The 24,666-nt window shown below is 69.8% G+C and carries 5 protein-coding genes; 2 read left to right on the top strand and 3 right to left on the bottom strand.

Annotated features, from left to right (window positions below; all coding sequences use genetic code 11):
• A partial coding sequence (locus tag BLR05_RS15700) for an Ig-like domain repeat protein (RefSeq protein WP_167361276.1) occupies window positions 1–21,317 on the bottom strand: 21,317 nt, incomplete at its 3' end.
• A gap of 274 nt (window positions 21,318–21,591) precedes the next feature.
• On the opposite strand from BLR05_RS15700, the gene BLR05_RS15695 reads away from it, so the two are divergent.
• Both BLR05_RS15695 and BLR05_RS15690 read left to right on the top strand, forming a co-directional pair.
• On the top strand, window positions 21,592–22,182 hold the full coding sequence (locus BLR05_RS15695) for a tetratricopeptide repeat protein (RefSeq protein WP_167361275.1): 591 nt from the start codon (window positions 21,592–21,594) through the stop codon (window positions 22,180–22,182).
• Window positions 22,179–22,565, top strand: coding sequence for a hypothetical protein (locus BLR05_RS15690; RefSeq protein ID WP_092835835.1), 387 nt, complete (start codon window positions 22,179–22,181; stop codon window positions 22,563–22,565). The genes BLR05_RS15695 and BLR05_RS15690 overlap by 4 nt, the downstream gene beginning before the upstream one ends.
• A gap of 7 nt (window positions 22,566–22,572) precedes the next feature.
• On the opposite strand, the gene BLR05_RS15685 is transcribed toward BLR05_RS15690, so the two are convergent.
• Together BLR05_RS15685 and BLR05_RS15680 are read right to left on the bottom strand one after the other, a co-directional pair.
• Window positions 22,573–23,769: a tetratricopeptide repeat protein gene (locus BLR05_RS15685; RefSeq protein ID WP_092835833.1), complete on the bottom strand. Its 1,197-nt coding sequence runs from the start codon at window positions 23,767–23,769 to the stop codon at window positions 22,573–22,575.
• 63 nt (window positions 23,770–23,832) lie between these two features.
• Entirely contained in the window at window positions 23,833–24,666 is an 834-nt protein-coding gene (locus tag BLR05_RS15680; RefSeq protein ID WP_092835831.1) for a sigma-70 family RNA polymerase sigma factor, read from the bottom strand.

The raw sequence follows: 24,666 nt of genomic DNA, 5'->3' as shown, positions 1-24,666 counted from the left end.
GCGTCGCCGTAGCGCGCCAGCACTTCGCCGTTGGCGACCAGCTGGCGCTGCACGTGCCCCGGCGTCAGCGGGCTCCCCGTCACCCCGCCCTGGTAGCCCGAGGCCGGGTTGGCGATGCTGCTCTGGACCTCGGTCTTCTCGTTGAAGCCGCCCTGGCTCACGAACACCGCCGTGCCGTTGGCGTCGTTCACGAACGTGCGGTCGTAGCGTGCGTCGTTGCTCGTGGCCTGCGTCGCCTGGTTCGTCAGCGCCGCCGCCAGGCTCCCGTCCGGGGCCTGCGCCGCGCTGCCCGTCGCCTTCGGCTGGCGGATGCCCACCACGAAGCCGCTGGCGTCGCGCTGCGTGATCGTGCCGACCACGTCACCGCCGCGGCGCGTGAGGGCCGCGCTCTGCTGCCAGCTGCCGTTCAGGTACGTGTACTGGTAGGTCGTGGTCGTGGCGTCTCCGTCCCCGTACTGGCGCACACCCTTCAAGTTGCCCGCCGCGTCGTATCCCAGGCCCGTCACGCCGTCGGCGTCGTGGTACGCCACGTTCGTTGTCTGCGCGACCTTCTGGTTGTCTCCCGTCCTCGAGCTGCGCATCACCGTGTGCACGTCCTGCAGCTTGCCCGTGGCGTCGTACTGGCTGTAGCGGTATTCATAGCTGCCGCCTTCCGGGCCGACCAGCGTGCGCGCCGCTACCTGCCGGCCCGCACCGTCGTACCTGATGTGGTCCATCATGTCGGCCGCACCCGCACCGGTGTAACTCTCGATGCGATGCAGGTCGTCGTAGATGTAGTCGTAGGTCTTGCGGATCGTGCCATTGGCGTCGTTGGGTATCGCGGGCCCGTCGAACACCTGCTCCCTGACGCGGTTGCCCGCCAGGTCATAGCCGTACTTGTGGGTCTCGATGGCGCCATTGACGGAGGACGTCTGCCGGCTCCAGGTCTGCCGGTTCATCGCGTCGTACTGGAAGTCCGTGGTGTCGGTGTGCACCACCTGCCGCTCCTGCAGCCCGCCCTGTTCCGTGGTCGTGCGGATCGTGTTGATCACGTGCGTCTTCACCTGCCAACGATTGCCCGCCAGGTCATAGGTGATGCGCACGTCCGATCGCCCGTCGAACACCGCCCGCAGCCGGTGCTGCGCGTCATACACCAAGTGGTTGTCCTGGTACACCACGTCGTCCAGCAGCCCGGAGGTGAGCAGCGTCTTCTGCGACATTTTCTCGGCCACCCGGTTGCCGCCGAGGTCGTATTCGTAGCGGGTGGTCTGGCCGAGGTAGTTGTCTCGGATTTCGATGAGCTGGCCCGCGCCGTCGTAGCGGTAGTCGGTGTTCTTTTTCTTGCTGGTGGCCGCCGCCCCGCCGACGCCCGGCTCCACGCGGGTGTTGTCCTCGTGCACGAGCTGGCCCGCGAGGTTGTAGGTGTAGTTGAAGTCCACCGGCGTGCCGCCGCCCGACTGCGCGTCCGTGCGGCCGATCAGGTGGCCGAAGAGGTCGTAGTTCCACGCCTGGGTCATGCCCATGGCGTCCGTCTGGCCCACCTTGCGGCCCTGCGCGTCGTAGCGGTAGCGCATGGTGTAGGCCAGCGGAGCGGTGGCTCCGCCTGCGCCCTTGACCGTCTCCTGGCCGCTCAGCACCACGTTGCCCATGCGGTCGTAGCGGTAGCGCGTGGACTCGTCGTTGCCGTTGGTCACCCGCATCTTGCGGCCGGCTTCGTCGTACTCCACCGTCTCCAGCACCGTCATGTTGGCGCTCTTGACGCCGGACTCGTTACCGGACACGACACCATTGCCCTTGTCGTCATCGGCGGCGTACAGGTTCCCCGCCACCGCGCCGTTCATGCTGCCATCGACCCAATAGCGGGAGATGGCCTGTTCGAGCGAGGTCTGCTTGAGCCGCGACATTTGGTCGTAGGCGTAGTTCGTCTTCACGATGCGCCCGGCGCTCATCGTCTCGGCCGAGCTCGCCTTGTCGCCGAAGGCGTTGTAGGTGTAGTCCATGCGCCCGCCGTCGGCGCGCCGCTCCTGCACCACGTTGCCCGCCAGGTCACGCACCTGCGCATTCAGGTTGCCCAGCGCATCGCGCACGCCCACCTGCCGGCCCACCGCGTCGTAATAGACCTTCGTCGTGGCCCACGATTGCGCGAAGTTCACGTCCTCGTGCAGGCGCGACTGCTCGATCACCTGGTTGTTCGCGTCGTAGCGCATCGTGGCCGTGCGCACCAGCGTGCCCGCGCCCAGGCCCTGGGTTTCATCGATGGTGGAGACGTTGTTCCAGCGGTCGTAGCCGCGGACGATGACGGGACGGCTGCTGAGGCCGCCCTGCTGGGTATTTTGCGCGCGCAGTTCGGGCACGTACAGCGTGGGTTTGGACTGGACCGTGACGCCCCCGCGCACGCCCGTGGAGGGCACGGTGATCGTCACGGTGCCCTGCTCGATGTAGGGGTCTCGGTACATCCCCGCGGGATGTTCGACGACGATCTTCACCTGGTAGGTGGTGCCCGGCACGAGTCCGTCGAGCACGAAGCCCTGCAGCGCCGCGCCACCCGCGAACTGCGAGCGGCCGTCACCCTGCCGGAACAGGTAGGGCGCCGGGTTGCCCCCCGGGATGCCGGGATTGGCGCTCACCGTGACCCGAGCGCCCGTCTCGGGCTGAGGCCATTGCAGCACGGCATAGTTGGTGCCGTCGATGACGGCGTTGCCCATGCCCAGGGATTGCATCTTCGCCGTGGCGGCCATCGGCGCGCTCAGCATGAAGCTGGAGATCGCCTCGTATTCCAGGTCCGTCGTGAGGAAGTCGCCCAGGCTGTGGCTGCCGGTGGCGTTGCCGTTGTACACGGCATAGAGCGGTTTGGTGCCCTCCACCGGCGCCATCATGATGTAGCCGTCGTTCTGGTAGGCGTTCTGGTACCAACGGGTCTGGTTCCAGGAGAATCCGGATTGCTGGTTCGGATCGCTGCCCAGCACGGTGAAGTCTCCGCGCGAGACCGTGGAGGGGTTCGAGGCGAGCTGGAATACGGTGTCCCCACCATAGATGTATTGCATCAGGCGCTTGCTGTTGCCCGATGGGCTTGCGTCCACGTAGCCGAGCACGCCGTCGAACGATACCGCACCTTTGGCGACCAGATCGTTCATCTTCAGGATCTCACCCTCATCCGCCGTCGTGATGTGGTGGTCGTTGTTCTGGTAGGTGAAGTAGTAGCGCTGCAGCGGCTTGCGCCCCGGGCCCGGGTCCTTCCACACATAGCCCAGGATGCCCATGTTGGACACGTTGCGGTTGGCGGACACCGGCTCCGGCGTGGTCACGGCCAGGCTCGCGCCCTGGGTCGTGGTCAGCGTGCCCCCGGCACGTTGTGCCACGCCGCCGAAGCGGTTGTACACCACCACCTCGTACTCGTAGGTACCAGGCGCCATGTTCAGCGCAATGCCCTGGTAGCCCGTGCCGAAGCCGGTCGTGCGCCCGTCGCCCTGGGCGAACACGCCGTTGCCCACGGTGCGCGTGCCGGTCCAGTCGCGGTCGCCCGAGAGCTTCCAGTGGAAGGCCACGGTCTGGTCCGGCGCCGGCTGGGGCCAGCGCAGCACCTGGTAGGCAGTGCTGTCGATGGTGGCCTGCACCACGCCGACGCCTTCCAGCGCCGGCGCGCTGTTGGTGGCGTCCACGCCGATGGCGAACGTGCCGGTACCTACTTCGCGCACATCACTGCCCTGGACGTTGCTGATGCGGTATTCGAAGCCGCCCGATCCCATGCCGCTGCCATCGTCCCAGACCAGCTTGTCCAGTTCGATGCGGTGCGCGGACCCGAAGGTGTGCAAGGCATCGGCGAGCCGCACGGTGCGCCAGTTGCCGCCAATGGTGCGCACTTCCATGCGCAACTGGGTCACCAGGTTCTGCGGCAGGCTGACTTCCAGGCTCTGGCCCAGCAACCGGCCATAGAGCGTGGTCATGTGGCCGATGTTGCCGGCCGCGCTGTCTTTTGGGGTGCTTGGGGCCGTTCCGCCCCAGGCCGCCTGCTGCCCGCCGGAGGCGCTCTGGGACTGCGCGGTTTGCGACGATGACTGCAGCCCCGCCATCAAGGCATTGCGCTCGCTCAGCGAGGTGGTGTAGAGCCCGTCGCGCCACTCCGCGTCCCCGTTGGACGAGCTGTGGTGCTGCAGGGCGTAGAGCTTGGTCATGCCCGCGGGTGCCGCTCCAGGGTTTGGAACACCCACGTAGCCATCGATGCCCCGGTCTTGCCAGCCGCTGGCCAGCAGGCTCGCGCGCTGGCTGTCGCTGGTGGTGTAGATGGAGGTGTCCGTATTGGCCTTGCCCAGCCGGTAGAGCGCCGTCAGGCCCGCAGCGGGCTGCTCGGCCACGTAGCCGGAGATACCCTCGTCCAGCCAGCCATTGTTTCCGGTCAGCAGCGAGTCGCGGGTGGCGGCGCTGGTGCTGAACAGGTGGGTGTCGCTGTTGCGGTTGTACAGGCGGTAGATGGGCGTGCGGCCTGCGGCCGGCTCGTTCCAGATCAGGCCGGGGCTGGGTGCCTCGGTCCAGTTGAACGGGGCATTGTTGCCCGTGGTCGGTGCGTCGTAAATCGTGGTCCAGTTGCCGAAGATGTCGAGCTTCTCGACCTGGATGCTCTGGATGCTCTGGATGCCCACGGACGTGCTCTGGCTCGCCGACTTCCACTTGAACGAGTACCCGCTCAACGCCTCTTCCGCTCCCACCACGATGCTGCGGGACGTGGCCTCGCTGCTGGTGTTCACATAGTTCAGCGTGATGCGCACATCGCCGCTGCCCAGGTCCTGCAACGAACGCCACACCAGGTCCACCTGGTTCTGGCCATCTATGGTGGAATTGCCGGAGTCGTTGGGGATGTTTTTCTCGGTGGCCGTGATTACCCCATACACCAGGTTCTGGCGCGTGGAGAGCCCCATGGCCTTCTCGCTGGCGCGCTCCGGTGCGATCGTCTTCACCAGCCGGCCCAGCAGGTCGTACTGCATGTCCGTGCGGCTGAACTCGCCGGTTTCCTCCATCTGCACTGCCAGTGCCTGCTGGGTATTGGCATAGCTGTCCAGCTTGAACCGCCCTGCGCCCACCAACTGCACCGTCTGGCGTCCCTGCAGGTCGTAGGCCCAGATCTTCATCACCCCGTCACCCGCATTGCTGCGCCACACGCGGCCGGCGTTGTCGTAGTCGTAGACCTCGTCGCCGACCACGCGGTTGCCGTCGGACGCCATCATGCCCAGCTTGCTGCTGCCGTCGGCCTGCCGCACGATCTTGCGCGTCACCTCGCCGAAGCCGTTGTACTGCAGCTCCGTGTCGCCCAGCCACAGGCTCGACGGGTCCGGGCTGTCCTGCAGCGGCGTGTAGGTGTGCGTCTGCCGTCCCAGCGCGTCGTAGCGGTAGGCCCTCCACAGGCTGTGCACCTGCTTCGCGCCCGCGTCGTCCACGTAGCTGACGTTCTGCCACTCCTTGGCCAGGCGCCCCTGCGCGTCGTAGGCGTAGTAGTGGCTGTTGCCCATCGCGTCGATGGTCTCCAGCGTGTGGCCCTGCGCATCGAAGCGGATGTAGCTGGTGCGGTCCGCCAGGCCGCCCGGCGCGGCGTTGGCGGCGTAGCTCCGCCCATCGCCCGACACCGAGGCTCCCCCCGCATATTGGACGGTGGAAACCGCATTGCCGTGCGCGTCCCTTCGGAACTCGGTGAGCGGGCTCACCGGGGCCGCGCCCTGCTGGTTGGCTGCCACGCCAATGTTCACGGCCGGCGTCACGATCGCGCTCACGCGGCCCAGCACGTCGTAGAACTGGTAGGTGGTCGCGCCCAGCGCGTCCGTGGTGCGCAGCAGGTTGCCCAGCGCGTCGTAGGCGTAGAGGGTGACCAGGTCGTCGCGGGCGTCCGTGAGCACGCCGCCGATGTCCGCGGCGCCGGCGTTCACGCGCGCATACCCTACGCCGCGGCGCGTCTCCACCACCTTGCGGCCGAGCACGTCGTAGTCGGTGTCGATGACGCGGTCGCCCGCGGCCGGGTCGGTGTCCGTGCCGATCGCCACGCCCTGCTTGTAGTACTCCGCGTGCCGCACGACGTTGCCCGCCGTGTCGTACCTGTCGGTGGTGAGGTAGCCCAGCGCATCGATGGTCGAGGTGCGCCGGCCCAGCACGTCGTAGTAGTAGCGCGTGGTCGCCCACTGGCTGGCGCCCACGTTGCTCGCCACGCTCGTCAGGTTGCCCAGCGCGTCGTACGTGTTGCGCGTGGTCTTGCGCCCGCTGGTCTGCTCGCCCGTGGCGCTGTCCACGAAGAAGACGTAGGGCTCCTGCACTTCGTTCACCTGGCCCAGGCGGTCGTAGCCGGTGAGGATGTCGCGGTCGGTGCTGCCTGCTTTCGCGGTGATGGCCCCGAGCACTTCGTCTTCGCGCATCGGCACGCCGTCGGCCCGAGTCGTGATGTTCTTGTCATAGCGCACGAGCCGCTCGGTCTCGCCGAAGGCGTTGCGCGTGTAACCCGTCACGTAGCCCAGCGCGTCCACGTCCCACGCGAGCTGGCCCGCGCGGTCGTAGGCCTTGTAGCTCCACGTGGTGCTGCCGGCAGCCCGCCCGGCCACGGCGCGGCCCAGCGTGTCGTAGCGCGTCTCGCTGCTGGTCTCCACGGTCTGCTCGGTGCGCGTGCCCGCCCCGCTCCTGCCGTTGGCCAGCAGGTTGGCGCCTTCATCCTGGTAAACACTCACCGGCGGGAAGAGGGTCTTGACCTGGCGGCCCAGCGCGTCGTATTCATAGCGCGTGGTGCGCTGCTCGGTGCGGCCCGCGGCCTCGGTGCGCGCCGTGAGGTGGCCCAGGGCGTCGTATTCCATGCGGGTGACGACGCTCGCCAGGGTGGCATTCTGGCCATCGGCCAGCATCACCTGCGGCGAGGTCTCCTGCACCAGATGGCCCGCCGCGTTGTAGGCGTATGTCCAGGTGCTCCGGGCCTTGTTGGTGAAGGCGGTCTTGCGGCCCGCGCCGTCGTAGGCGGTGGCTTCCGTGTTGCCCGCCGCGTCGGTGCTGCCGATCAGATTGCCCGCCGCGTCGTAGGCCATGCTCTCGCGGCGGTCCAGCCCTTGCGTGAACCCGGGGTTGGGCAGGAGTGCGTAGTCCACTTCGGAGCGGCTCAGGCTGTGGAAGTGCCGGCCCGTGCCGTCCACGTTGAGCTGGTAGAGCGCAGTGTTGCCACTCGAGGACGCGATGTCGATGTAGCCGACGATGCCTTCGTCCACCCACCCGAACTGGTTCTTGGCGAAGGCGCGCTGCTCTTCGCTGGCAGTGTAGTAGTGGTTGGTGCTGCTGCCGCCCGGAGGGCGCAGGCGGTAGAGTGGCGCCGTGCCGCTGGCCGGCTGGCTGCCCACATAGCCGACGTTGCCCTGGTCCTTCCAGCCGTTTTGCAGGAGTTGCGTACGCTCTTGCTCGTCCGTGGTGTAGAAGTGGTCGCTCACGCCGTCCGGTCCGCCCAGGCGATAGAGGGGCTTCAGGCCATCGCCGCCGCCCGTTCGGGTGAAGCCGGTGATGCCCTCTTCGACCCAGTAGTCCGGGCTCTGCTCGCCCATGTAGAGGGTGCGGCTGGTCGTGCGGTCCACGCCGTCGTAGGTGTAGCCCTGCAGGTGGCCCAGCGCGTCGCGCGTGAAGGCCAGGCGGCCGGCCGCGTCGTAGTAGTTGCGCGTGTTGCGGTCGTTGGCGCTGCCTGGTGCCTGCTGGTTGATGGCGCTGCGGCTGAGTTCACCCGTTTGCGCGCGCAGGCTCTCCAGCTGGGCGATCTGTGTGTCGGTGAGCGGCGTGGCCACCTGGCGCACGCGCAGCAGTTGTCCGGTGCCGTCATAGAAGCGCTCGGTCGCGCCGCCTTCGGCGTCGATGGTGAGCGTCTCGCGCCCCGCGCGGTCCAGGAAGTGGCGCGTGGTGCGGTCGCCGCTGCTGGCCACCGGCGTGGGTTCGGCCAGCAGCATGGCGCCCGCCTGCGCGTTGCGATAGGCCGAGGCAGGAACCGCCAGGCGCGTCTCACGCACCAGACGGCCGGCCGCGTCGTAGTCGTAGGTGCTCACGGCACCGCTGGCGTCCACTTCCTTCGTGAGCCGCCCGGCCTTGTCATAGACCTTGCGCACGAAGGCGTCCGAGGTGCCCGCCTGCGGCACGGGGATGAGGGCGCCGTCCACCTCCGCGCGGCTGGTGGTGTAGCGGTTGGTGTTGTGGCCCTGCAGGTTCAGGCGGTAGAGCGCCGTGGTGCCCTGCGTGGGGGCCGTGCGGATGTAGCCGACGACGCCCTCCACGCTCCAGCCCGCCAGGGTCCTGACGAGCTCCAGGTTCTTCGTGTCGGTGGTGTAGAAGTAGCTGCCGTCGGTGTTGCGCGCCAGATAGAGGGCCGCGTTGCCCGCAGCCTGCGCATCGTCCACGTAGCCCAGGGTGTCTGCGGGCTGGCCGTCGGCGCCGAAGGCGCGCAGGGCGTGCTGGCCGGCCGCGGGCTGCGTGCCCACGAAACCGGTGGTGCCCTCGTCGCGCCATGCGAAGCTGCCCGTGGGGGTGGCGTAGCGCGTGCTCTGCAGCAGGTGGCCGGCCTTGTCGTAGAGGTACTGGGAGACGCCGCCCGTGCCGTCGGCGCTCAGCGTGAGCCGCCCGGCCGCGTCGTAGCGCATGCGCGTGTGTTCGTCGCGCTGCGCATCGAAGATGGTCACGAGCCGCAGCTCCATCTCCGATTCGTCCGGGTTGGCCGAGAGGGGCTGGCTGGCGAGGTCCAGGCGCTTCGCATAGCGGATGCGCTGGGTGACGTTGCCGTTGCCGTCGTAGCGCTGCGAGACCACCGCGCCCGTGCCGTCGATGCTGTAGCGCACCCGGCCGGCCGCGTCGTACACGGTGCGCGTGACCATGTCCGGGGAGTTGGCCGCGTCCGTGCCCGGCTGCGGGTCGGTGCCGACGGCCCATTGGGCCATGGCGAGGCGCCGGGCGTAGGACGTGCGCAGGGTCACACGGCCCGCGCCGTCGTAGGCGAAGCGCACCACGTCGCCCGCGCCGTTGACCGTGGCGGTGACGCGGTTGTCCGCGTCGTAGATGCGGTGTTCGGTCTGGTCCTGCGCCGCGTTGGGACGCCTGAGGCCGTCGAGCTGCACTTCGGTGGTGCTCAAGGGCAGGCCGTCCGGCGCCGGGATGGCCGCGGCATAGCGCGTCTGGCGCACCGCGCGGCCGGCCGCGTCGTAGGCGGTCTCGGCGAGGTTGCCGGCCGCGTCCAGCACGAAGCGTTGGCGGCCTTCGGCGTCGTAGGCGTAGCGCGTGGTGTGCCCTTGCGCATCGGTGGCGCTGGTGACGTGGCCCAGCGCATCGTAGGTGTAGCGTTTGGCGAGGTCCAGGCCCGCGTGCGTGGCGGTGGACGGGTCCACCACCTCCAGCACCCGGCGGCCCAGCGCGTCGTATTCGTAGCGGGTCACCGTGCCGTTGGGGTCGGTGACGCTCACCTGGCGGCCGGCGCTGTCGTAGGCGAAGGTGGTGACGAGGTTCAGGCCCGTGGGGTCCACCGCCTGGCGGATGAGCTGGCCCCTGGCGTCGTAGCCGAACTGGGTGACCACGCCCTGCGGATCCGTCACGCTCAGCTGATTGCCCAGCGCGTCGTAGGTGTAGCGGGTGACCAGGTTCAGGCCCAGCGGGTCCACGATGCGGGTGAGCACCCGGCCGGCCGCGTCGTAGGCCAGCGAGGTCATCGCGCCGTTGGCGTCCGTCGCCTGGATCAGCCGCCCGGCCGCGTCGTAGAGGCCCGTCGTGCGCGCGAGCGGCGTCTGCACCGCCGTCTGGTGGCCGTCGGCGTCGTATTCGTAGCGGGTGGTCGCGCCGCTGCCATCCGTGACCGCGACGGTCTGGCCCAGGCGGTCGTGCACGGTGGTGACGCGGATGCCCTCGGGCGTGATGACGGTGAGGCTGCGTTCGTCCGGGTTGTAGGCGTAGGTGGTGGTGTGGCCCAGCGCATCGGTCTGGGTGACGGTGCGGCCGAAGGCGTCGTAGCTGCTCGTGCTGCGGCTGTCCATCGCGTCCGTGAGGGCGATGGTGCGGCCCAGGCGGTCGTAGGCCTGCCTGCGCGTGGCGCCCAGCGCATCGGTGCTGGCCGTCACGCGGCCGAAGGCGTCGTAGGTGACGGAGGTCGCTGCCTTCAGGCCATCGGGGTCCTGCACGGTCTGCACGGCCAGGCCCCGGTGGTCGTAGGCGGTGTCGATGGTCTGGCCGCCGCCCGTGCGCCGCACTTCCTCGCCGAAGGTGTTGTAGACGTAGTTGCGCGCGAAGCCCAGCGCATCGGTCACCTGCGCCAGCGTGCCCGTGGTGTTGTAGCGGTAGCCGGTGGTGCGATCGGCCGCGTCGTTGCGCGCCGTGTCGAGCGCGGCCAGCACGCCGGCGTTGGTGACACCCCCCGGGGTGCCGGAGGCATTGGCCAGCGCGAAGAGATCGAGGCGGCTGGCGTGGCGGATGGTCGCCTGTATCTGGCCGAAGGCGTCGTAGCGGGTTTCCGAGACCTCGCCCAGGGCGTTGACGGTGTGCGTGAGGCGGCTGGCGGCATCGTAGAAGAACTGCGTCTTCAGGCCGTTCTGGTCGGTGGTGCTGGTGCGCCGGCCCGCCGCATCGTAGGTGTGGATGAGGCCATACTGCTGCCAGATCGATTCGAGCTGGGCATCGCCCTGCCCGGCGGCCCGGGCACTCGCCAGTTGCGCCGCGCCCTGCGCGGAGAGCTCGCCCACGAGGCGGCCCTGGGCGTCGTAGCGCACGTCGGTGGTGCGCGCTTGCGGAGTGGCCGCGGCCTGCACGGTCTCCACCAGGCGGCCCATGGCGTCGTAGCGGTAGCTCGTGGCGGTGCCTTCGGCGTTTACCGACAGCACCACGCGGTTGAGCGCATCGTAGGTGCGCGTGCTGACCTGGTCCTGCGCGGAGATGCCGGGCAGGAGGTCCTCCAGGCGCGTGGCGGCCGTGACCTGCGCGGCCGTGATGGCGCCCGACGCAATCGCATAGCGCCGCACGGTGGCGAGGTTGCCGTTCGCGTCGTAGCTGCTTTGTGTGAGGTAGCCCTCGGCATCGAGTTCGCCCACGCGCCGGCCCTGCGCGTCGTAGAAAGTGGCCGTATGCGCATCGCCCGCGCTGGACGCCGGGCGCAGGCCCGAGAGGGAGCCTGCGCGCGCCGCAGCCAGGCCGGCGGCCGCGCCGCCCGCCACGGGCAGGGCGTAGCGCACGCTGCCGATCACCCGGCCGGCTGCGTCGTAGCGGTATTCGCTCAGGTAGCCTTCACCATCCACCGTGCCCAGCAGCAGGCCGTCCCGGCTGTAGATCTGGCTGGCCGTGCGGTCCTGCGTGCTGCGAACCAGCGGAGACACCGTCTCGCCGGAGATGGTCTGGCCGCCCAGCGTGGCGGACGTGCTGCCGGCATGGGTCCCGTCGCCGAGGTACACGGCGCGGAAGCGATCCAGCACGGAAGGCGGGTTGCCGATATCCAGCACCGCCAGGCCATAGGCCAGATCGACAGTGCCGAGCAACTGGTCGCCGTTGTAGAAAGCCACCCGGTCGCCGGGCTGATCGCCGGAGACCTGCGCGCTGAGCAGTGCGCCCAGGCCCTGGGGCGTGCGGGTCGGCGTGGCGCTGAGCGCCACGGTAGTGGAGCCTTGCGACGGCGTGAGGGTGAGCGTGAAGCCGATTTGCGCGGACGCGAAGCCGCTATCTGCCGCATAGAGGGCCGTCAGCGTGTGCCCCCCGGCTGCCAGGCCGCGGGTGGACAGGATCGCGACGCCGTTCACCACGCGGGCGGTGGCGATAACAGTGTGGCCATCGACCAGCGTGACGGAGCCGATCGTGCCACCGCCCACCGTGATGGAAATGTCCTGCCCCTGCGCCAGGGTGGCATCGGGCGCGAGGCCCAGCACGACCGTCCCGGCCGGGGTGACGGCCTGCGCCAGTGCCGCGGAGGCGCTCGCGGCATTGCGGGCATCGCCTTCATAGCGGGCACGCAGTTCATGCGTACCCGGCGGAAGCCCTCCGGCCACGAGGCGGGCCACGCCATCGACGACCTGGGCGGTTCCCAGCACCGTGTCGCCCCGCAGGAAGGTGACGGTGCCGCCAGGCTGCCGGCCGTCGATGCGCGCGCTCAGCGTGACGGACGCGTCTGCGCCCACGCTCGCCGCCGAACTGGACAGCGCGACGGTGGTGGCGGCGGCCAGCACAGTGGAAGCGGCGGCCTGCGAAGTGCTGCTGGCGAAGCCCTGGAATCCGTCGTACATCGCGGTCAAGGCACCGGACGGGACATCCGCGAGCGTGAGCCTGGCCACGCCGTTGGATACCTGCGCGGTGCCCACCAGGGTGCTGCCGGCATAGAAACGCACGGTGCCCACGATGCCGGTGGTCCGGCCGCCGGACGTGATGGTGGCATCCAGTACCAGCGGAGTGCCCGCGGCCAGGGTGCTGCGGGACGCCGTCAGCACCGTCTGCGTCGCCATGCCGGTGATGGTCAGCGGCGCGGAGGCGCTCTGGCTGGCGGGCTCGCGCTCTGTGTTGCCGGAGTAGGCGGCGGTGATGGTGCGGGAGCCCACGGGAATGGCCGATGACACCAGCGTGGCCACGCCGTTGGCCTGCACGGCGGCCACGCCGACCAGCAGCTCATCCGCGTAGAAGGTGATGGTGCCGGAGCTGGAGTTGCTGTAGGGGGCTGTGGCGCTCAGGGTGACGGGGCTGCCATACGACGCATTGGCAGGCGATGGTGCAGCCACGGTGACCGTGCCGGCCGCACGCAGGCCGAGGGCCAGCGCATCGGACGTGGCCGCGCCATTGGAGGCGTCGCCGGAGTAGCGGGCTGTGATGCGGGTGGACCCGGATGGCAGCGTGACCGACAGGGTAGCGACGCCGTCCACCACGGTGGCCGTTCCGCCGCCGATGGGTGCGTCGTTGTTGTAGAAGGTGACGGTGCCGCCGGGCCGCAGGCCCGCCACGCGCGCGGCGAGCGTGACCGTCGCCTCGCTGCCGGAACGCCCGGTGACCGTCGCCGCCAGGCTGACACCGGCGCCCATGGCAACGATGGTTCCGCCGACCGCGGATGAATTGCTGGGTGCGGACTGCGCATCGCCCGTATAGACCGCGCGCCAGGCGTAGGCCCCGACGGGCAGGTCTCTGGACTTCCAGACGGCCACGCCGTTGGCCAGCGCGGCCACTCCGAGCGCCTGGTCGCCGCTGAAGAAGGTAATGAAGCCGGATGCGTTCCCGGAGACCGTCGCGGTGAGCGCCACTTCCTGGCCGCGCGCGGTGGCCGCCGTGGACGTGGTCAGCGAGGTGGTCGTGGATGGACGGCTGTCCTGCGCGGACTGGACGGCCAGCGCAAGAACCGATGAGAAACCCGCCGCGTTGTATGCGTCGCCTTCGTAGGTGGCCGTCACGTTGGCCACGCCGGCCGCGGTGAGCCCTTGCGTGGTCAGGCTGGCCACGCCGTCCACCAGCGTGGACGAGCCCAGCACCGCGCCGCCGCTGTGGAACGTCACCCGTCCCGTCGCCACCGGCTTGGCGCTCAGCGCCACCAGCGTGCCCGCCGCATCGCGAAATTCCAGCCCCGACACCGACGAGCCCGGTGCGTAGAACGACGAGTCCAGGTACAGCGGTTGGCTGATCTGCACGGCATCGCGCCGCCATACCACGCCGTTCTTCGAGTACGACAGCACCCCGTTCTCGTAGCCCAGCGCCAGCACGTCGCCGGCCACGATGCTGCCCAGGGTGGCCACCCGCGAGCCATCGTGGTACAGCTCCACCGTGCTGCCCGTCACGTGGATCGCCCAGTCGATCGAGGACGCCTCGTCGTCCGTCGCCGGGTCCGTGTTCAACCCGACCATATACCGCTGGTCCGACTGCCCCGACACCGTGAAGCGCACGCTGGCGCCGCCCGCGTAGCCCACCGTGCTGCGCACGGAGGCATCCCACTGGCTCGCGGTGCCGGTCTTTTTGACCGCACCCGATTCGAATGACACGCCCGATGCCATGGCGCTCGGTCGCTGGTTCATGCGCGCAGCCAACGTCACCGCATCGCCCGCGGTCACGCTGGTGCTGGATGCGCTCAGGCCGATGGAGTCCGTCACCGCCATCGCCGTGGCCGCGGATGTCGCTGCCGCGTTGCTGGCATCGCCGCTGTAGACCGCCGTGATCTGCGCCGTACCCGACGCGAGCGCCCCGGTCGTGAGCCGTGCCACGCCATTGACCACGCTCGCGGTGCCCAGCACCTGCCGGCCGTTGAAGAACGTCACCGTGCCCGTGGGCGCGGCCGCCGCGTTCAACGGCACCTCCTGGCCCGTGGCATTCTTGAATTTGAGCCCCGCGATCGCGCCGCCCGTGCCGTAGAACGAGGTGTCCAGATAGAGCGGCTGCGTGATGTTCGCCGACTCCTGGCGCAGCACCGCGCCGTTCTTGCGGTAGCTCACCGTTCCATTCGAATACTCCACGCCCAGCACGTCGCCTGTCGTGTAGGTGCCCAGCGAGGCGACGTAATCCCCATTGTGGTACGCATGCATCGCGCCGTCATAGGTGATGTAGATCGCCCAGTCGATGCTCAGGTAGTGGCTGTTCGTGCCGGGAGCCGTGCTCAGGCCGACCATGATGGCCTTGTTGGTCTGGCCCGCGCTGAAGCTTACGCTGGCCCCGCCGCTCACGCCCACGGTGCTGCGAATGGAAGACTCCCAGTCGGCGGTGCTGCTGGTCTTGGTGACCGTGCCGTCGATGATCGCCACGCCGTTGACGATCGCCCCGGCCGGCACCACCACACCGTTGACCAGCGCGCTGGTGGCGCTGTTGACGCTGGCCGTGAGCGCCAGCGGCGTACCCGCCGCCACCGAGTTGCCGGAGACGGCCAGCTCCACGGCGTCGGCCACCTGGATGCCCACGGCCGCCGAAGCGGCCCCCGCCCGGTTCGCGTCGCCCGCATAGACCGCCGTGATCGCATGGCTGCCCGCCTGCGTCAGCGCCTTCGTGGTCAGGCTCGCCACACCGTTGACCGCGCTCGCGCTGCCCAGGTACACCGAGCCGTCGAAGAAGCTCACCTGTCCCGTGCCACTGCCCACGTTCGCCGACAGCACCACCGGGTTGCCCGACACGATCTTCGGCGACGAGACCGACAGCGCCGGTGCATTGGCAGCCGTGGCTGATTGCGAACCACCACCCGACACCACGATGGTCAGCGGCTGCGACTGTGCCTTGGCGCCGTCGGTATCGCTTTCGTACATGGCGGTGATGCTGGCCACGCCGGCCGCGGTAAGCCCTTGCGTGGTCAGGCTGGCCACGCCGTCCACCAGTGTGGCCGTGCCCAGCACCGCGCCGCCACTGTGGAATGTCACGCGCCCCGTGGCCGCCGGCTTGGCGCTCAGCGCCACCGCCGTGCCCGTGGCATCGCGGAATTCCAGCCCCGACACCGACGAACCCGGCGTATAGAACGACGAGTCCAGGTACAGCGGCTGGCTGATCTGCACCACATCCCGCCGAAACACCACGCCGTTCTTCGAGAACGACAGCACCCCGTTTTCATAGCCCAGTGCCAGCACGTCGCCGGCCACGACGGTGCCTACGTTGGCCACCAGTATGCCGTCGTGGTACAGCTCCACCGTCTCGCCCGATACGTGGATCGCCCAGTCCAGCGACGCCACTCCGTTGTCCGAGGCAGGGTCCGTGTTCAGGCCGATCACATAGTTCTGATCGGACTGCCCGGCCACCGTGAAGCGCACGCTCGCGCCGCCCGCGTAGCCCACCGTGCTGCGCACGGAGGCATCCCACTGGCTGGCCGTGCCGGTCTTCCGGATCGCACCCGACTCGAACGACACGCCCGAGGTCACCACACTGGGCTGCGCGTTCATGCGCGCCGTCAGCCTCACCGCATCGCCTGCGGCGATGGTGGTAGCCGATGCGCTCACCCCGACCGCATCGTTCACCGCCACTGCGTTCGCCGCCGAGCTCGCTGCCGCATTGTTGGCATCGCCGCTGTAGACCGCCGTGATCTGCGCCGTACCTGCCGCGAGCGCCCCGGTCGTGAGCCTCGCCACGCCATTGACCACGCTCGCGGTGCCCAGCACCTGCCGGCCGTTGAAGAACGTCACCGTGCCTGTGGGCGCGGCCGCCGCGTTCAACGGCACCTCCTGGCCCGACCCGTTCCTGAACTTCAGTCCTGCGATGGATCCCCCCGTTCCGTAGAACGAGGAATCCAGGTACAGCGGCTGCGTGATGTTGGCCGACTCCTGGCGCAGCACCGCGCCATTCTTGCGGTAGCTCACCGTTCCGTTCGCATACTCCACGCTCAGCACGTCGCCCGTGGTGTACGTGCCCAGCGAGGCCACGCTCGTGCCGTTCTGGTAGGCGTACATCGCGCCGTCGTAAGTGACGTAGATCGCCCAGTCGATGGTCAGGTAGTTGTCGTTCGTGCCAGGGTCCGTGTTCAGGCCCACCATGATCGCCTTGTTGGTCTGCCCCGCCCTGAAGCTCACGCTGGCACCACCGCTCACCCCCACCGTGCTGCGGATCGAGGATTCCCAGTCGGCCGTGCCGCTGGTCTTCGTGACCGTGCCGTCCATGAGCGTCACGCCGTTGGCGATCGCACCGGCCGGCACCGCCACGCCGTTGACCAGCGCGCTGGTGGCGCTGTTCACGCTGGCCGTGAGCACCAGCGGCGTGCCCGCCACCACCGAGTTGCCGGAGATGGCCAGCTCCACCGCGTCGGCCACCTGGATGGCCACGGCCGCCGAAGCGGCCCCCGCCCGGTTCGCGTCGCCCGCATAGACCGCCGTGATCGCATGGCTGCCCGCCTGCGTCAGCGCCTTCGTGGTCAGGCTCGCCACACCGTTGACCGCACTCGCGCTGCCCAGGTACACCGAGCCGTCGAAGAAGCTCACCTGTCCCGTGCCACTGCCCACGTTCGCCGACAGCACCACCGGATTGCCCGACACGATTCGCGGAGAGGATGCCGATACATCCACGCCCGAAGAGATCGAAACGGCCAGCGACGGCGAGACGGCGCCGGCGGCATCGCCCGTGTAGACCGCCGTGATGTTCGCGGCTCCCGCGTTGCGCAGCGCGCTGGTCGTCAGGGCCGCCACCCCGTTGGCGAGCATGGCCGATCCCAGGAACGACGTGCCGTTGAAGAAGTCCACGCGCCCCGAGGGCGCCGCGCCACCCGCTGCAGGCGCGACGGTGGCGGTGAAGGTCAGGGCCGTTCCGGCCACTGTCTGCACGGCGGAAGCTCCGAGCGCCACGGTGGCGGGCGCGGGCACGATCCGCAGGCTCTGCGCCGCGGATATGGCTGCGGCGTTGCGTGCGTCGCCCGCATATTGCACGGTGATGGCATTCGCGCCGACGTCCAGAGTACCCACACCCAGCGACGCCTGTCCCTGGGACAGCATGGCCGTGCCCAGCGCCAAGCCGTTGGCATAAAAGGTCACGCTGCCCGTAGGGGGCATGGTGCCGTCGCTGCCGGAGAGCGTCGCCGTCAGCACCACGGCCGCGCCGCGCACGGCCTGCGTGGAGGACAGGGACAGGGCCATGCCCGGTGCCGTGGGTGCGACCGTGAGGCGCACGGGCTGGGCGCTGGCGACGGCCGGGTTGGCAGCGTCGCCAGAGTACAGCGCCTGTACATCGAGAAGGCCCGCTTCCAGCGGCGTGAACGACAGAACCGCCTTGCCGTCGGCCAGGGAGGCCGAGCCGAGGATCTTGCCGCCGCTGACGAAGACGACCGATCCCGTGGGACGGTCGCCGGCGACGGTGGCGGCCAAGGTGACTGCGCCACCCCTGGCCACATTGGATGCGGAAGCGGACAGGGCGAGCGTTCTGGCGGCGCCGCTGGGCGTCGCGATGTCCGGCCCGTTGGCCACTGCCAGCACAGCGGCCGTGGCGGACGTGCTGCCGGCATCGGCGGTATCGCCGCTGTAGACGGCGCGATAGCCATGGCTGCCCATGCCCAAGCCCGTCACACTGAAGCTGGCCTGGCCATTGGCGAGGGCGACGCTGCCCAGGCGGGAATCGCCATCGAAGAACGTGACCGTTCCTCCCGGGGCTGCCGCGGGGTCCGCGACCGCTGCGATGCGCGCCGTCAGGGTCAGCCCGCCTCCTGCGGCGACCTGGACGTGCGATGTCGCCAGCACCGCCGTGGTGGCGGCAGGGGGCAGGACGGTTTGCGCGAAGGTGGCTGAACTGCTGCCGGCCACGGAGTCATCTCCCTGGTAGACGGCCGTGATGGCATGCAACCCGACAGGCAGTGCGGAAGTATTCAGGACAGCAAGGCCCTGGCCATCCAGCGTGGCAGTGCCCAGCAGTTCGCTGCCGCGGTAGAACGCCACCGATCCGGTCGGCTGGGCCTGCCCGCCCGGAACGGACACGCGCGCGCGGACGGTAAGGGCTGTGCCTGCCGTGGAGGGTGTGGCGCTGCTGTCCAGCGCGACCTCGCTGCCACGGCCCACCTTGACCGTTGCCGTGGACGCCGTCGCTGCCTGGGCGTTAGCCGCGTCGCCCGAGTACACGGCGGAAATCGCATGGTTCCCCAGGTCCTGCGTGCTCCAGGCTAGGACCGCGGTGGAAACACCCCCGGTGGTCTGGATGGCGGCGCTGCCGATCACGGTGGCGCCATCGAAGAATGTCACGGTTGCGCCGGGAGACGTGCCGGCGATGGTCGCTTTCAGGACCCATGCCCGGCCAGCGGCCAGCGTGGCGGGCAACGGGTCGAGAGTCACTTTGGACGCCTGGAGCACCGTGGCAGAAGCCGCCGCCGAGGTCGCGGCCGCGTGGGTGGCGTCGCCTTCGTAACGGGCGGTGAACGCATAGGTGCCTGTGGCGAGGGTGCCCAGCGTCAGCCGTGCAACGCCGTTGCTGATCTGTGCCGTTCCCAGCGCGGTGTTTCCACTGTAGAAGGTGACGGTACCTGCGGGCTGGCTTCCGGAGACGGCAGCCTCCAGCGTCAACGCCGATCCCGCGGGAATGCTGGCCGCCGAAGTCCGCATGGCGATGGCCGTGGCGGCCAGACCGGCGCTGTCCATGCGCACCAGCCCCGCGCCCCCCACCAGGAAGGCCGAGCCATCGCCCAGCATCGCCGTATCGATGGGCGTGGCCAGCCGGGTGACCGCCACCACGCGCGAGGCCGCGTCGTACTCCGTCTGCGTTACCGCCCCGCCCGCATCCACCTGCCACGCCAGCCGCTGCGCGCTGTCGTACAGCCGCCAGCTGCTGCGGTCGCCCGGCGCCGCCAGCGCGTGGATCGCCTCCAGCTTCGGCGCGTCGGCCAGCCCCGCCAGCCTGTTCGTGTACTCGATCGTCTGCGTGAGCTGGTCGTTGGCGTTGTAGCGGTATTCCCTGGCCGCGCCCGTGCCGTCCACGTCCGCCACCTTGCGGCCCGCCGCGTCGTACACCACCCACTGGCGCACGCCCGTCGCGTCCTGCGTCATCACCAGCCGCCCTGCCGTGTCGTAGGCGTAGCGCGTGATGCCCAGGGTCGTGCCGGCGCTGCTCTGCAGCACGCTCGTGAGCCGGCCCGCCGCGTCATAGTTCGAGATGGTGCTCAGCCCATTGGCCAGCGTCACCGTGGTGGTGGTGTCGCCGTAGCTCGTGATCGTGGTGTTCGCGCTCGTTCCGTCGGACGACGGGGCGCTCGCCACGATCACCCGGCCCAGGCCGTCGTAGACGTACTGCGTGATGCTGTCCGTGCGCGGCTGCACGGTCTTGAGCAACTCGCCCGCCTGGCTGTAGATGTACTGCGTCACCGCCGGGTCGCTGCCCGCGCCGGCCGCATCCAGCGTGCCGTAGGCGATGCTCTGGGCCAGTTGCCCGCGGAAGTCGTAGCGCAGGTCGGTGCGCTGGCCGCCGCGCAGGTCCTGCCCGGCCGCCCAGGCGGCCATCTGCGCTTCCGTCGGCACAGCGGTGGAGTTCAGTGAGGCAACGTCGTAGGCCGCCGCCGCGTAGGCGAGCGTGGTCTCGCGCTGGCCCAGGCCGTTGTAGCGGTATTCGGTGACCCGGCCCTCGGGGCTGACCACGAAGCGCAACTGGCCGCGTTCCTGGGCGCTGTAGATGTAGCGCGTGGTGCTGTCGGGCGCGCTGCCGGGCGAAGTGCTGCCGCCGAAGACGGGGGTGGTGGCTGCGTTGTTGTTCCCATCGCCCGCGCGCAGGGTTTCGGTGAGCAGCTGGTTGCGGTCGTCGTAGGTGCGCACCACGCTGTTGCCCAGCGGGTCCACCTTGAGCGTCTGGTTGCCGTGCGCGTCGTACTGCATCGCGATGCTGCGGCCCAGCGCATCGGTCATCGCCGTGACGTTGCCCTGGTCGTCGTAGCGGTAGTAGAGCTGCGAGAGCCCGGCCGGCTTCGATTCGGTAATGCCCGCCTGCACGCGCAGCAACTGGCCCTTGTCGTCGTAGGCGTAGCGGCTCGCCACGTTCAGCGGGTCGGTCACCGTGGTGGTGCGCGCGGCGGTGTCGTAGGCGTAGCGGGTGGTCAGGCCCAGCGCATCCTTCACGCTCGCCACGCGGTAGTCGCCATCGACCAGCACATAGCCGATCTCCAGGCGCGTGCCGTCCGATTGCGCCACGCTGGCCACGCGGCGGCTGTCGCCGTCGTAGGTGTAGGTGGTCTGGTACACCTTGCCGTCGGTGATGTCGTTGTCGCCCGGGGTCAGGTCCACCGTGACGGAGGCGAGCCGGTTGAGCGCGTCGTATGCGTAGTGCACGCGCGTGCTGGTGGTGGTGCCGTCATTCGCCACCACGCGGATCTGCGACAGGTTGCGGCCGGCGTAGTCGTACCAGGTGGTCTGCCCGGAAGCATCGACCACGCTCGACAGCAGGCCGTCGGCGCCGTACCGGTAGCGGGTGGTGTTGCCGTGCGCGTCCGAGCGCGAGAGCAGCCGGTTGTCGCCGCTGCCCTCGTAGCGCTCCTGCGCGCCGCTGTCGCCGTCGGTCCACACATACTGCCCCGCCGCGTCGTCCCAGCGCAGGGTGTCGTAGGCGCCCGCACCGTCCGTGCCCACGTACAGTCCCTGGGCCACATCGAAGGCGTAGTCCGACCGTGCGCCGTCGGCCGCCGTGCGCGTGAGCACGCTGCCCGCCGCATTGCGCGTGCCCGACAGGCGCAGCGGCTGGTTGTGGATGCCCAGGGACCAGTTGTCCGCGTTGTCGTCGTCCAGCAGGCCCCGGCTGTTGTACGTGCGCAGCACGTCCATGCCCAGGCCCTGGCTGGCCACGAAGTCGTCGCGCCGCTGCAGCACCAGGTTGCCGTTGGCCAGGTTCACGTACGCCTGCTCGCCCCCCCGGCCCTGCGCCGCGTTGCCGAACACCCCCCGCTGCCCCAGTGTGGCGAGCGAGCCCGTGCTGAGACCCAATCCGTTTGCGCTGACGCTGGCGACCATATCTGCCCTGTATCCGTGTATTGGCTGTGGTTGTCCGCCACCGGCGCTGCACCTGTCCCTCCCCGGGCCGGGCTGCCGATGGCGAATGCTTTCAGGCAATACATCCGGCGATTTCCGGATTTGTTGAGCGGGGAAGGCCGATAACCTACTCAGATAAAGGGGCAATACCTCCTCCCATTCAACAATTCGCCCACCGTGTGGATATATGGGTGGCACGGCTATGCTGTGCGACCGATTTTTTTCCTGTCCCATGCTTCCCCCGGAAGCCGCCACCATGTCCACTTCTTCCGCCCCGATGCCCCCCGCGCTGGAGCGCGCCCTGGCCGCCAGCGCCGCCGGCCATGTGGAGGAGGCCGTCGCGCTCTTCCGGCAGGCGGCCCGCGAGCAGCCGGACTCCGCCGTGCCGCATTTCCTGATGGGGGCCGAATACGCGACCGAGGGCCGGGTGGACGAGGCAGAGCAGTGCTTCAGCCAGGCGGTGCTGCTCGCGCCCCAATGGCCGATCCCGCGCTACCAGCTGGGACTGCTGCAGTTCAGCGCCGGGCGCGCCTCCACCGCCCTGCTCACCTGGCAGCCGCTGCTGGCGCTGGGTGACGACAGCCCGCTGCCCCACTGGATACGCGGGTTCGCGGCCCTGGCAGGGGATGATTTCACCCACGCGCGGTCTGCCTTCGAGGCCGGCCTGGAGCGCAATACCGAGCACCCGCCCATGTCCGCCGACATCCGCCTGGTGCTGGCGCGCATGGATGCGCTGGGGCAAGGCTCCGCTGCGCCTGCGCCGGACTCCGGCGACGCTGCCGGGGCCGACGAGGAAGCCACGCACGTGCTGCTGTCCAACTACCAGCAACAGGGGCCCGTGCATTGACCCGCATCGATCCGACGGTCCAGTGGGGCGCCCTGCTCCACGCCCGGCTGGAGCAGATGGGCCGGCCGAGGCCGGACAACGCTCCAGGCCCCACCAAGGCCGCGGAGCCGGACCGCGGAGCGCGGGAGCCGGGGGCCGGCACCGCGTCCACCACCCTGCGGCTGCGGGCGATCCGGCACGACGATCCGGAACGGCGGCGCAAGGCGTTCCGCATCTTCATGGAAGCCACGCTGCGGGATGAGTTTGGCCGCCTGCTGCAGGATCCGGCCGATTTCGACGGACTGGTGGACCAGGTGACCGCGCAGATGTATGCGGATCCGGACCTGCGCAGCGCCTGCGATGCGGCCGCCGATGCCCTGCTGGAGGCATCGGCCCGGGCCTAGGCGCGGCTCAGCGCCTGGTGCGCAGCGCGCGCATCACCACATCCAGCATGCCGCCACCGCCGGGCGCGGTCTGGCTGCCGAGCAGGCGCTCCGCGAGGCGCGCGAAGTGGTCCGGTGAGGCTTCTCCGCGCAGGATGGCCTCGGCGAAGCGGCCGGACAGGTTGCTGCCGCCCAGCCGGGCGGCCCTTTCGATGTGCTCCCGGGCCGCGGCTTCCTCCTGCCGGAGCGCCAGCACCACCGCGAGGCCCCCATGGCTTTCCCCGAAGTTGCGGTCCAGCGCCAGGGCCTGCTCGAAACTCGCCAGGGCGCCGTCGAGGTCGTGCTGCACCAGTTGCGCCCAGCCCAGGCCGTGCCAGGTGCCGATATGGCCCGGCATGGAGGACAGGGCCGCGTGGAACTGCTGCACTGCGCCGGCCGAGTCGCCGGCCAGCATCTGGGCGAAGGCCAGTGCGGAGCGCGCACGGCCATCGCCGGGCTGCCGCTCCAGGGCGGCCTGCGCATAGGCGCCTGCCGTGGCGGCGTCCGCTTCGCCCAGCGCCAGGGATGCACGGGTGACCAGCGCCTCGGTCGTGACCGCTTCGGCCCCGGCGGCCAGGGCCTGACCCGCCCAGCGCGCGGCATCGGCCACCTGCGCGGCATCGAGCGCCGCCAGCGCCGCGATGCCGGCCGCGGCCGGCGCCAGGGCACCCCCCTGTTCGCGCGAGGCCGCCCAGCGCACCGCGCGCTCGATGTCGCCCGCGCGGTGCAACGCCCTCAGCCAGAGTGCGTCCATGGCGGGGGGCGTCCCTGCGCCCCGCCCCTGCAGCAGCGCATCCATGCGGGGCGCCAGGCGTTCCACACATTCGGCGTACCGGCCTTCCTGGAAATCGACGAAGGCGAGGTTGTGCAGCACGGCGTCGGCGAAGGCCGGCGGAGTACCGGGCAGTGCCTGCATGCCGGCCAGGCTGCGGCGCGCGCCGTCCATGTCGCCCCGGGCCAGCGCTGCCTCCGACTCCCGCAGCAGCCAGGCCAGGGAATCCGGCCAGAGGGCGAGCGCATGGCGCAGGTGGAATTCCGCGCGGTCCCAGGCACTGCACTGCAAGGCGGCGGAAAACGCCTCCGCCAGCAGGGATTCATTGGCGGGGTCGTCGCGCAGGTAGGTTTCCAGACGATCCAGCCGCGCGGGCTGGGGGGATGCGTCGGGTGAAAGGGAAGGAGAGGTCATGGAAGCAATGGTCGGAAACGATCCGCAAAAAAAGAGAGGGCTCGCCTGGCCGGGAAGATTCGGCTACCAGGCCACATCGCAGGGCGTCGCCTGGGCCAGCGCCTCGCGCAGGCGTGCCAGGCCCCGGCGGTGCAGCTGCGATATGCGGCTGCGCGAGACGTCCAGCAGGCACGCCACCTCGTCGAAGGGCATGCCGTACAGATAGTGGCAGCGGATCACGCGCCGCTCCTGCTCGGGCAGGCGCTGGACGAGATCGCGCAGCAGGGCCTGCCAGTGCTGCTGCTCGCGCTTGCGGAAGTAGATTACCTCGGGCGACTGGTCCTGCGGTGCCTCCTCGTGCGCGCCGCTGCCGATCATGCCCGTGCCATCGAGCAGCACGCCCAGCGCCAGGCCGATGCCGATCTCGGCCAGGCGGGCCAGCAGGTCCTGCGCGGAGCGCCCTGCCCCGGCAGGGCTGGCGGGCTCCTGGACGCCTTCCTGCGCCATGCCCGCCGATGCCGCGGCGGCTTCCAGCCGGTCGCGCTCCAGGCGCTTGCGCAGGGCCGCCTGCTGGCCGGTTTCCGTGAATCGCTCGAGCCCGCTCAGGATCGCGCCGCGGATGCGGTGCGTGGCGTAGGTGCGGAACTGGGCGCCCTGGCCAGGGTCGTAGCGGTCCACGGCCTCCATGAGCCCGATGCAGGCCAGTTGCTGGTAGTCGGCGAATTCCACGCCATCGTGGTAGCGCGACTTGAAGCTGACGGCCGCGAGCATGCGCGCGTACGACAGGTAGTGTTCGATCAGCGCGGCCCTGGCAGCCGCGTCGCCCTGCTCCCGCCAGCGCGACCACAGCGCCGCCTCGCCCCCGGACGATGGCGGAGCCGCGGCAGTGGCGGACAGGGAGCCGGCGCAGGACTGCAT

The sequence above is a fragment of the Paracidovorax cattleyae genome, from assembly GCF_900104515.1.
Lineage (GTDB): Bacteria > Pseudomonadota > Gammaproteobacteria > Burkholderiales > Burkholderiaceae_C > Paracidovorax > Paracidovorax cattleyae.
This window is presented reverse-complemented; position numbering and strand designations above follow the sequence as displayed.